At 67.9% G+C, this 10,683-nt stretch carries 8 protein-coding genes; 4 read left to right on the top strand and 4 right to left on the bottom strand.

Features of this window, described 5'->3' with window-relative positions; all coding sequences use genetic code 11:
* The first annotated feature begins 169 nt into the window (after positions 1 to 169).
* Positions 170 to 1,426 (top strand): cytochrome P450, encoded by a 1,257-nt coding sequence (locus QK444_RS23565; protein WP_306355794.1) that lies wholly within the window; start codon positions 170 to 172, stop codon positions 1,424 to 1,426.
* A 156-nt stretch (positions 1,427 to 1,582) separates the two neighbouring features.
* Positions 1,583 to 3,430 carry an acyl-CoA dehydrogenase family protein gene (locus tag QK444_RS23560; protein WP_282783749.1) on the top strand — a complete coding sequence of 616 codons (1,848 nt, stop codon included), beginning with the start codon at positions 1,583 to 1,585 and terminating at the stop codon, positions 3,428 to 3,430.
* Positions 3,431 to 3,470: 40 nt separating this feature from the next.
* Here the strand turns inward: QK444_RS23560 and QK444_RS23555 are convergent, their stop codons facing one another.
* Positions 3,471 to 4,412, bottom strand: coding sequence for a helix-turn-helix domain-containing protein (locus QK444_RS23555; protein WP_282783747.1), 942 nt, complete (start codon positions 4,410 to 4,412; stop codon positions 3,471 to 3,473).
* A 488-nt stretch (positions 4,413 to 4,900) separates the two neighbouring features.
* Here QK444_RS23555 and QK444_RS23550 point away from each other — a divergent pair, with 488 nt between their 5' ends.
* Entirely contained in the window at positions 4,901 to 5,476 is a 576-nt protein-coding gene (locus QK444_RS23550) for a dihydrofolate reductase family protein (RefSeq protein ID WP_282783745.1), read from the top strand.
* Here the strand turns inward: QK444_RS23550 and QK444_RS23545 are convergent.
* The 3 genes from QK444_RS23545 to QK444_RS23535 form a co-directional block, all read right to left on the bottom strand.
* The gene (locus tag QK444_RS23545; RefSeq protein ID WP_282783743.1) at positions 5,458 to 6,156 is read right to left on the bottom strand and encodes a helix-turn-helix domain-containing protein; all 699 of its coding nucleotides are present in this window, start codon (positions 6,154 to 6,156) and stop codon (positions 5,458 to 5,460) included. The genes QK444_RS23550 and QK444_RS23545 overlap by 19 nt on opposite strands.
* 113 nt (positions 6,157 to 6,269) lie before the next feature.
* A complete protein-coding gene (locus tag QK444_RS23540) occupies positions 6,270 to 7,478 on the bottom strand; it encodes a cytochrome P450 (protein WP_282783741.1) in 1,209 nt (402 codons plus the stop codon).
* Between the two features lie 805 nt (positions 7,479 to 8,283).
* Complete coding sequence (locus QK444_RS23535) at positions 8,284 to 8,907, bottom strand: TetR family transcriptional regulator C-terminal domain-containing protein (RefSeq protein ID WP_282783739.1); 624 nt, start codon at positions 8,905 to 8,907, stop codon at positions 8,284 to 8,286.
* 74 nt (positions 8,908 to 8,981) lie between these two features.
* Between QK444_RS23535 and QK444_RS23530 the strand changes: the two genes are divergently transcribed.
* Positions 8,982 to 10,376, top strand: coding sequence for an MFS transporter (locus QK444_RS23530; protein WP_282783737.1), 1,395 nt, complete (start codon positions 8,982 to 8,984; stop codon positions 10,374 to 10,376).
* Positions 10,377 to 10,683: the final 307 nt, after the last annotated feature.

The following is a 10,683-nucleotide window of genomic DNA, read 5'->3' as shown; positions in this document are numbered from 1 at the left end:
GCACAGGGAGGAATCCGTTGTGGCGAGATCGAATCGGCACACGCGTCCGGCAGCGCTGACCGTTCCTCGTCCGGCGTCGGGCACGTGGCACGTCCGCCGGTAAACCCCTGAGGCCACCCAGCTCACCTTCCCGCTTACTTCCATGCACCCTCAACAGGAGAATCCTGCAGTGCAGCACTTCGTCCACATGGAGCACGACGACACCCCGGCCCTGTCGATCGAGCAGCTCGGACCCCGCGTCCCGCTCTACACACCCGAGTTCGCCGCCGACCCGCACGCCACCTACCGTGAGATGCGATCGCGCTACGGCACTTTGGTCCCGGTCGAGATCTGGCCCGGGATATCGGCCACGCTGGTGATCGGGTATCACACCGCGGTCCGCATCCTCCACGATCCCGAGCATTTCTCCGCCGATCCGCGGCCGTGGCAGAAGACCGTGCCGGCCAACCTGCCGATCATGCCGATGATCGAATGGCGGCCGAACGCGCTGCGCACCAACGGCAATACCGTCAATCACACGCGTTACCGCGAAGCGACCAACGCCGCATTGGCCGGAGTCGACCTGCACGGGCTGCGCGCCCGCGTGGAGAAGAACGCGGTGGAGATCATCAACGGCTTCTGCGCCGACGGTTCGGCGGATCTGCTGTCCCAGTACTGTCTGCCGCTGGTGTTCTCGGTGCTCAACGAGATCATCGGCTGTCCACCGGAAATCGGGGAGCAGGTCGCCGCGGCGAGCGCGGCGCTGTTCGAGGGAGTCGACACCGCGACGGTCAACGCCATGCTCGATGCGGCCCTGCTCGAGCTCACCCTGCTCAAACGCCGCGAACCCGGGAACGATATCGCCACTCGCCTCGTCCAGCATCCGGCGCGGTTGACCGACATCGAGATGATCCACCAACTGGTCACCTGCTATTCGGCCGGTATAGAGATTCCGCAGAACCTGATCGCCAACAGCCTGCTGCTGATCCTCACCGACGCCCAGCGATTCTCCGCGGTCAACGGCTTCCCGCCGTCGACACAGTCGGTGCTCGACGAGATCCTCACCACCGACCCGCCGTTGGCCAACTACTGCCTTACGTATCCGCGGCAGCCGGTCATCGTCGACAATGTGTGGCTGCCGGTGGATCAGCCGGTCATCACCAGCATGGCGGCCTGTAACAACAGTCCGGAAGTCAATACCGGCGAGTATGCTGGCAACGGTTGGCATCTCGCCTGGGGCACCGGCCCACACGCCTGTCCATCCCATGCCCGCTCCGTCGCGCAACTGATCGCCCGCGACGCCATCGATCAACTCCTCGACGCCCTGCCCGAACTCGCTCTCGCCGTCGCCCCCGACCAGCTCGAGTGGCGGCCGGGTCCTTTCCACCGCGCGCTCGCCGCGCTGCCCGCCGTCTTCCCCCCTTCACCGCGTTTGCACACCCGGTGACGACCATGCGTCCGAGATAGCACCACACAGAGAAGGTTTCGATACAGCAGTGCCCGGCCGGCCGAACGTTTCGGTCGGTCCGGAAAGTAGAACACCGTACGGGTCGCCCGACGCGATCGACGCGGCACGTGCGGCATCGCAGGATAGGTGAGTGCCATGACAACGACAGACTTTCCCGTCGACGGAATCTTCGCCGAGCCACCGGTGCGGCGCACCGACCCCGCCACCACCGTCGAAGCGTTGCAGACGGTGATCTTCGGCCAGCACGTCGCCCTGCACACCCGGGTTCGCGACATTGTCGTCGGTCTGGCCGATCTGCCCTCCTCGGGACTCACCTTCACCCAGGAAGCCGAGCGCGCCCCGGCCCTGCTGCGGGCTGTCATCGCCGGATTGGGGCGACCGGCCAGTGAGATCGCGGCGGACGCCCAGCTGCGCGGCGCGCTCTGCGACTGGGCGCAGATCGCCGCGCCCAGGCTGCTGTTGGTGCTGACGGGCCACTTCGATTTGGCGATCGGTGCGATCCTCGCTCTGGGCAATGGTTCTCGTCACCAGCAGGAGTGTCTGGCCGAGTTGGACACCGCCGCGGCGTTGGGGGTGTTGGTGCTGACCGAACTCGGCGGCACCAACGGGGCCGACCACCAGACCACCGCCACGTGGGAGCCGGACACCGGGGGTTTCCGGCTCACCACCCCGGCCGCCGCGGCGATCAAGTTCATGCCCAATGTCGCCGATCCGGTCGTGCCGAAAACAGTGGTGATCACCGCACGGTTGGTCGTCGACGGCCGCGATGAGGGCGTCCTGCCCTTCCTGCTGAAACTTCGTACGATCGAGGGTCTGGCCGAGGGCGTGCACGTGGTGCGATTGCCCGACAAGGACTCCGCGCCGATGGATCACGCATTGATCAGGTTCGACCGGGTGTGGCTACCCCGGGAGGCCCTACTAGGCGGGGACTGGGCTCGTATCGATGCCGATGGGCACTTTACCTGTGAGCTGCCACCCCGCAGCCGCTTCCACCGGGCGATCGGCGTCCTCGGTAACGGTCGACTCGACCTCGCCAATGCCGCAATCGCCAGTGCCCGAGCGGGTTTGGCCGGGCTGGTCAATTACAGCCGCCAACGTCGGCCAGGCTCCGGCACCCTGATGGCCGACCGTGACGCGGTCCAGCGGGATCTCGCTACCGGGCTCGCCGCCGTGTACGCGACCAGCGTGCTCGGCCGTCGGCTGCGCGACCTGCGCACGGACCCCACCGTCTCCGCCGGTGAACACGCACTCTGGTCGATGCTGGCCAAACCGCTGCTGTCCGACACCGCCAACGATGTCCTCATGATGTGCCGCGACCGCGCCGCCGCGCAAGGCGCGCTGCGTATCAATCACCTGGTGGACTGGCTCGGAAACCTCGCCGCGATCCGAACCGCCGAAGGCGAGAACCAGATCATGCAGATCACCGCCGGCAAACGGGGCAGCGCCCTGACGGCACTGCAATTGCCCGGCACGCCAACACAATTGCCCTGGTACGTAACCATGCTCGTCGAACGCGAACGCACGATCGCCCACGCACTGGACACCGGTAGCCTGGAAACCGCCGGTAACACCCTCGGACCGGACGCGGCCGCCATCGAAATGGCCACCGCGACGGCCGAACGCCTCGCCGCCACCGCCCTGGCGACGGCGGCATTCACCACCGCCGACCCCGCGGCCCGCAAACTCGCTGTCGCCGCGGCGGCCGCCTACGCCCTCGGCCGTATCGAGGCACACGGCACTTGGTACACCGCCAACCTTCGGCTGACACCGCAGCGTGCCGCGGCGATCACCACCGAACTCACTCGCCACCTCCGGGTGATCGCCGACCAGCTGCCGATCCTGGTAGCCGCCTTCGCGCTCCCGTCGCTGCCGGGTCCACTCTTCACCAAGGATTACATTCAGACGTGGATGGACCACGCGGGCTGGGACAGCGCCACTTTCCCCAGTGTCAGCTCCTCGCACACCGGTGAGGTGGTTCGGTAAGGCAGACGAGTGATCGTGGGGCGTGGGCCGCACCGGTGATTCACCGCTGTCGGGCGTCGTCACCGAAAAGCTTGTCACGCATTTCGATCGGGGTGAGCCCGTAGCGCTCGCGATAGGCTTCTCGGAAGCTGCGCGCGCTCGGGAACCCCTCCTCGAAAGCGACTGTGTCCATATCGAACGGCAGCGCGGTACGCACGCGCCGATGTGCGCGGTGCACGCGGACCTCACGCAGTATCGCGGCTGCCGGAGGGTACCCGGCACTCTTCAGCACCTTGTACAGTGTCCGCTCGCCGATACCCATCATCGTTGCGACGGCTCCGGGCGTCACCTCGGGGTCGCGCGCGTGCTGCTCGATGAGCCGCCGTGCGCGTTCGGCATCTATCGCGCGCTTGCCGAGCGACGCCTCCGGATACGGATTGATCACCCCCCTGAGTACGTCGACCGCGCTGCTGTACGCCACGCTCCAATCCACGGCCGTCCAGCCCTGGGCCTCGCCGAGCAATCTGGTCTGTGCCCCGAGGGTGCGCACCAGGGGACGCGCCTCATCCAGGGCGAGCGGGGCCCGTTCGGCATGTGCTTCATCGACGGCGTCCCTGTCGACGGTCAGGATCAGCGCGGTGATATCCCCCTCGTGCGTCATGAACAGCGGTTCGTGCCATCGGAAGAAGCCGACCCTGCCGGGGTGGAAGATCTCCCTGGAATCCCCTTGTTCGAACCTGAAATCACCCGCCAGCGGGATGAGGAGCCGATAGCTCCGATCGTCGCCGTCGGCGCGGATATGGCGTCGTGTGCGCCGGTAGTCGAGCGGGGCGGTGGAGAATCGGACCAGCTGCATGGGACCGAGTCGCTGGGCGAACGCGGTCGAGCGGAACCGCTCCCGGAAGGCCAGGCCGACCGATCCCTGCTTCTGCTTGAGGTACTCGTCCCACGATCCGGCGGGATCCGCCTCGTCGGACGCGAAGTCCTCTGCCTGAAACTCCACACCACCCATTCGAACGGCCCCGTTCACGCACCCACAGCAAGCGAAAAACCGGGCACAACACTACAAGACGCCGAGTGCACCCGCCGATCCCTCGGCTCGGAGCACGGGCGGGCGGAAATCGACCGCGAATGGGCAGGAAAGGGGTCGAGACCCCACGGCTACGCGTCCTAGTGTGCGAGGGACAGACTCTCGCGGGACCTCGTGATGGCATCCATCCGCACCGAGAACCCGCGAGCGGGGCCGGTGAGTACTGACGCGAAGGGGGCATCAGTACTCGCCCGACGGGTCGGCGAAGGTCGACCGCGGCACCTCGGTCGACGAAGCCCGAGGTGCCGCAGCGGACTCTCACGGCGCCGGCCCGCGCCGATCCGGTTGGCCGACGCGTGGCCGGGGACGCGATCGGTGTCGGTTTCGTCCAAGACCGTGGCGGGTTGTCCGCTCTACGATGGCGATCGGCACTTCGGCCGCTCACACCTCGGGAGGGTTCCTTGACACGAGAACTGGTCTACACCGGCTTCATGACGCTCGACGGCGTGGTCGACTCGCCGGGCGGCAAGGTCGAGGGGCATCGCAGTGGCGGTTGGGTGTTCGAGACCGAGTTCGTCCCGGAGGCGTACTCGCTCAAGGGTGAAGAGCTCGCCGACACCACGGCGCTGATGTTCGGTCGCCACAGCTACGAGGCTTTCGCGCCGATCTGGCCGAAATCCGAGGACCATGCCGCGTACCAGGACCTGCCCAAGTATGTCGTGTCCACCGGTCTCACCGACGCCGACCTGGTCGACGACTGGGGTCCGACCACCATTCTCCGCTCCACCGAGGACGTCGCCGAACTCAAACGCGGTGCGGGTGGTGCGATCTTCATCCACGGCAGCGCCGAGTTGGCTCGGCGCCTGGCCGATGCCGATCTGATCGATCGATACCACCTGCTCGTCTTCCCGGTGCTGCTGGGAGCGGGCAAGAGCCTGTTCAGCAGGGCCGATCGGGACAAGCAGCAGTTGCGGCTGGAGGATTCCGCGGCCTACTCCAATGGGGTGACCAAACTCGTCTACAGCGTCGTGCACTGAGCGAGATCGAGCGCGATCGCGCCGCCCTCGCCCGCGCGGAGTTGTCCCGCGGTGCGCCCGACGTAGCGCCGCAATGCCCGGGCGAGATGCGGCTCGTCGTAATATCCCAGCGCGGCAACGACTTCGGCGTCCGGTACCCCTGCGGCGAGTGCTGTCGCGGCGGTGCGCACCCGCTCGATCTGCCGTATCGCGCCGCGGGTGAGTCCGGTCGCCGCGCGGAAGCGCCGCTCCAGCGTCCGGTCGCTGACGTCGGGGCGGTGTCCGCGCACCGCGTCCGCGACCAACCGGTCGTGCACGACTACGCCGTCGCGGACCAGCCGTTGCGCCAGTGCCTCGGCATCGTCGGGATGCGGAATCTCCCATCGGCCGCCATCCAGCCAGAAGCCACGCTGGGACACGTCCGGTAGCGCGATGCCGCTGTCGAGCAGCGACGCGGCGGCCACCGACCGCAACGAGGTGCCGACCGCGAACTCGATGCCGACGAAATCCGCCTCCTCGGGCACCGGTGCGGTACCCGCGCCGGTGACGCTCGCGTGCGTGCGGCCTCGTTCCACCCAGAACACCAGTCCCCAGGTACCTGTCGCCACCGACGTCATCTCCGCTACCCGCTCGCTCCGGCAGGTCCAGACCGACGCGATCCACGGCGAATCCGACGCGCGCGTATCGAATGCCAACCCCACGGCCGCCACTCTAACCGCGCCGTGTCCAGGTGATCGGCCTCTCGCCGGAGCGGGAGAGACCGATCGGTCGGGCCGCGGGCTCTCATCGGAGCGCGCCGCCGCGGCGCGGTCCGCTAGAGGTGGGGCAGCGACGGGGACGTGTGGACGTAGGACAGTGGGGGAGAGGGTGGGAAGCGGGCCGGGACGGCGGCGGGTGCGCGGTGGAAGGCGCTCGCGCGCCAGTGCACGTCCTCCAGCGGCACCGCGAGTTCGATATCCGGGAGCGCGTCGAGCAGTTGGTCCAACGCTTCCTGCACGATGACCATGGCCAGCGAGCGGGCCGGGCACTGATGTGGACCCGCGCCCCATGCCAGATGGGAGCGGTTGCCGGTGCGGTCACCGCCCACGGCGGGGTCGCTGTTGCCGGCGGCCAGGCTGACCAGCACCGGCTGATGTTCGGGCAGAATCGCCTCACCGATGATCTGCATCTGCCGTGGGAAGCGCGGACAGGCGTTGGCCAGCGGCGGGTCGGCGAAGAGCACCTCGTCGATGGCGTCGCGGGCGGTCAACGCCCCCGCGAGCAGTTCCTCGCCGAAGCGGTCGTCGGTCATCAGCAGCAGCAGGGTGTTGGCGATGAGATTCCAGGTCGGTTCACACCCGGACACGTACAACATGACCAGTTGGTACGCCACCTCGGTATCGTCCAGTCCGGCAGGATGATTCAGCAGCCAGGACGCCACATCACCGGCCGGGGCGGCGTGTTTGGCGGACACCGTCTCCCGCATGGCCGCGAGCAGCATCCGATCGCCGTGGTCGACGGCGGCCGCGTCGGTGGCCTCGCGCATCAGGGCGAGGGCGTCGAATGCGGCCTGCGCCGCCGCGGGGGCGAGCCCGAGGATGCGGTTGAACGCCTGGACCGTGAGCGGAATCGCGAAGCGGCTCAGCAGATCCGCGGAGCCGGACTCGCAGAATCCGTCGATCAGCCGGGCGGCGGCGTGCTCGACCGTCATGGATAGTGCGAACGGGTCCACGCGGTCGAGGCAGTCGGTGACGGCGCGCCGGTACCGGGTGTGGTCGTTGCCCGCGCTGCGCATCGCGTCGGGTCGCCACTGCAGCATCGGCAGGGCCGGGCAGTCGCCGGTGACGCGTTGCTGCCACTGCCGCGGATCGGCCGGGAAACGCGACGGATCGGTCAGTACGTCCAGGGCCGCCCGGTATCCGGTCACGAGCGTGACGGGCACCCCGGGGGCGAGTTCCGCCGGTGCCAGCGCACCGTAGCGGTAGCGCAGATCCTGGTATGCGGCACCGGGATCGGCCGCGAATTCCGACGAGTACAGCCTCACGGGCGCACACCGCCGTCGCTGTCGTGTCCACGGGTGCCGAGGTGGTGCGGATGAGATTGCGTCGGCAAGAACATCTCCTCACTGCGAGTAGGGGCGACCAGATCGCAGCGGTGCCGGTGGCTTTCGGGCCGACACCGCCGCGGCCATGCCGCTGTCGATGGGGGTCGACCGGATCAGATCGATGGTGCGGGTAACGAAACCGCCGTCGACGCGCTCCGCTCGCGCCGTGAGACAAGGAGCGCGAGTAGTATGAGGCTCGAGTGCCGATCCGACCTCGCCACAATGAACTCCCTGTTTCATGCGGTCGGGTGCCAGCGCAGGGCTCGACTCGACATCCTGCATCGGCGCGCCAAATACGTTCGACCGCAGCGTATTCAGATACCGCCGCTTGATATTACCGGGTGGAATCGCCGCGCGCAGCGCTAACGGTTCAGGAGCAACATCGCCGCGTATCGCCAGGCATCCGACCAGTTTTTCGTGTGCTCATGCGCCGAACGCCGCATACTGCCTGCATACCGGATGCTGGGCCGTTAACCGCACCGAAAGGTCTGGTACATCTCCGTGAAATGCGAGCAATTGCCACAGCATTTCGATCGCTCATACGATGATCCGTCCGCACCCCCCGGTTCGTGAAGTAGGTGTCGAAACCGGGGCGGACAGGCGATGAATACTGACCGGTCGTATTTGTCAATTCAGATCCGACCATTCGGTCGACGGCGGATCTCACGGATTCTCCTGACCTCGCAATCGGTAATCGCATCTTCGAAAGCCGTTGGACCCGCCGCTGGAATCGCATCCGATGTGATCAGCGGGCAGACCCGCCGCGCGCGGGCCGGAACAGGCGATCGAGGTGATAGCGGACCACCGCGATGGCGTCGTCGACGCTGCGCTGGCCGACCAAGACGGTGGTGCCCAAGCCGTTGGTGAGGGTGACCAGGCGTATCGCCTCGATGTCGATATCGACGTCGTCGGCCAGTTCGCCCGCGGCCCGGGCGGTGGCGAGGGTGCCGGCGAGTTGCCGCTCGAGGCGGCTCACCCCACCGATGAAGGGCTGCTCGGCGATGCGGGGATCGGTCATGGCGAGTACGGCGTAGGACGTGCCGACCAGGTGGAACACCCGGCTCGGATCGTCGGTCGGCAGTGCCTCGAGCAGGAACGCCTCGATGACGGCGCGTGGCGGCGGGGGATCGGGGAGTTCGGCCAGGCGCTGCGCCCAGCGTCGGTGGCTGCGCTGTTCGAGATGTTCCAGCGCGCCGATCAGCAGATGTTCCTTGTCGTGAAAGTAGTACTGCACCAGGCGCAGTGAGACCTCCGCCTCGGCCGCGACCGATCGCATGGTGACCGCGTGCAGGCCATCCCGGCTCGCCACCCGGACCAGGGCGTCGGCGATCTGTGCGCGGCGAGCCGCGTGGTCTGGAGTGCGGGGCACGACCCTTCCTTTCGCTCGGCGGCACTTCGTGATACAAGTGTATATGGTACAAGCGTATAAGCCGGGAGGCGGGCATGTCCCAACGCGAGGTCCGAGCGAACCTTCTCGACGAGAAGCGGGGCGACACGGGCGGCGTCGTGCTCGCGGTGGCGTGCGCCGCCCAGTGCGCGGTGGTGCTGGACATCTCCGTGGTGAATGTGGCGCTTCCGTCGATTCGGGAGGCGCTCGGCTTCGGCGAGACCGGGCAGCAGTGGGTGGTCACCGCGTACGCACTCACCTTCGCGGGGTTGCTGCTGCTGGGCGGTCGCCTCGCCGATCTGTATGGCCGCCGCCGAGTCTTCCTGGCCGGACTGCTGCTGTTCTCGGGCGCGAGCCTGGTCGGCGGCCTTGCCGGTTCGGCCGGAATGCTGGTGGCGGCGCGTGCGGTGCAGGGGCTGGGGGCGGCGGTGCTTGCGCCCGCCACCTTGACCATGCTCACGGCCACCTTCCCCGAAGGCGCCGCTCGCACCAGGGCGTTGGCGACCTGGACGGCGGTGGGGATGGGCGGCGGCACCGCGGGCAATCTCGTGGGCGGCATTCTGACCGAATATCTCTCTTGGCGGTCCACCCTCCTGATCAACGTCCCTCTCGGCGTGGCGGCGGTGGTGCTCACAGCGCGCTACGTCGCCGCCGATCGGCCGACCGGCGCGCGGCCGCGGCTGGATGCGATCGGTGCCGTCCTGGCTACGGCGGGCGTGAGCGCTCTCGCCTTCGGCATCGCGGAGGCGGCGACATCAGGATGGACGGCACCGGTGACGGTAACCGGCATCGCGTTGGGCGTCGGTCTGCTCGTGGTGTTCGTCGTGGTCGAGGCGCGGGTGGCGGTGGTCCCGTTGATCCCCCTGCGCCTGTTCGGCATTCGCTCGGTGGCCGTGGGCAATGCGGCCATGCTGCTGGCGGGTGCCTGCCTGAATCCGATGTGGCTCTTCCTCACCCTGTCCATGCAGGACGTCCTCGGCTACAGCCCGTTGCTGACCGGTCTGGCCTTCCTGCCGCACACCGTGGTCGCGATCCTGGTGGGTGCGCGCGCGACGCCGTGGCTGATGCGCCGTGTCGACGGCCGCGTGCTCATCGCGGTCGGCGCCGTGCTCGCCGCGACCGGATTCTGGTGGCAGGCCCACCTCGAGGTCGACAGCGGGTATCTCCTCGGAATACTCGGTCCCGCCGTGGTTTTCAGCATCGGCGGCGGGTTGCTGAACACTCCGATCACCGTGGCCGTCACCGCCGGTGTGCCGACCCCGGACGCCGGCGCGGCCTCGGGCCTGATGAACACCGCCAAGCAGGTCGGCGGTGCGCTCGGTGTGGCCGCGCTCACCACGGTGGCGGGTGTGCACGGCGCGTACGACCGCGCCTTCTGCGCCATCGCCGCCGTCATGATCGTGGTCGCGCTCATCGCCGCTGCCCTACCCGCCCAGCGCGATGTGTCCTGACCACTCATATCGAATTTCCCTCTGCGGGCGGTGGTTCGGGCTCGCGCGGTGCGTCGGGAAACTTCCGGGACCTCCGGTCGCAGTAGGTCCTGGTGTGCGCCGTGCTCAGATCTCCGGATACGCGACGATGCTGCCGATGAGACCGTCCAGTGCGTCATCGAGATCGCCGTAGGTGCCGGGCGGTGTGGGTGGTGACCGCATCGGACTCGGTGTGTGGCCGTTCCATCTCGCCGACGTCGTCGAGATGGTGTACCGGACGGCCGGGATGGACGCCGCGCTCGACGTCGTCCGCTCCCGGCGCGGCATC

Origin of the sequence: Nocardia sp. CC201C, assembly GCF_030010695.1 — a bacterium.
Lineage (GTDB): Bacteria > Actinomycetota > Actinomycetes > Mycobacteriales > Mycobacteriaceae > Nocardia > Nocardia otitidiscaviarum.
This window is presented reverse-complemented; position numbering and strand designations above follow the sequence as displayed.

What these genes read in the sequence shown, in the direction of transcription:
- QK444_RS23560 (WP_282783749.1), top strand. Translation starts at nt 1,583, where the DNA reads ATGACAACGACAGACTTTCCCGTCGACGGAATCTTCGCCGAGCCACCG.
- QK444_RS23530 (WP_282783737.1), top strand. Translation starts at nt 8,982, where the DNA reads ATGTCCCAACGCGAGGTCCGAGCGAACCTTCTCGACGAGAAGCGGGGC.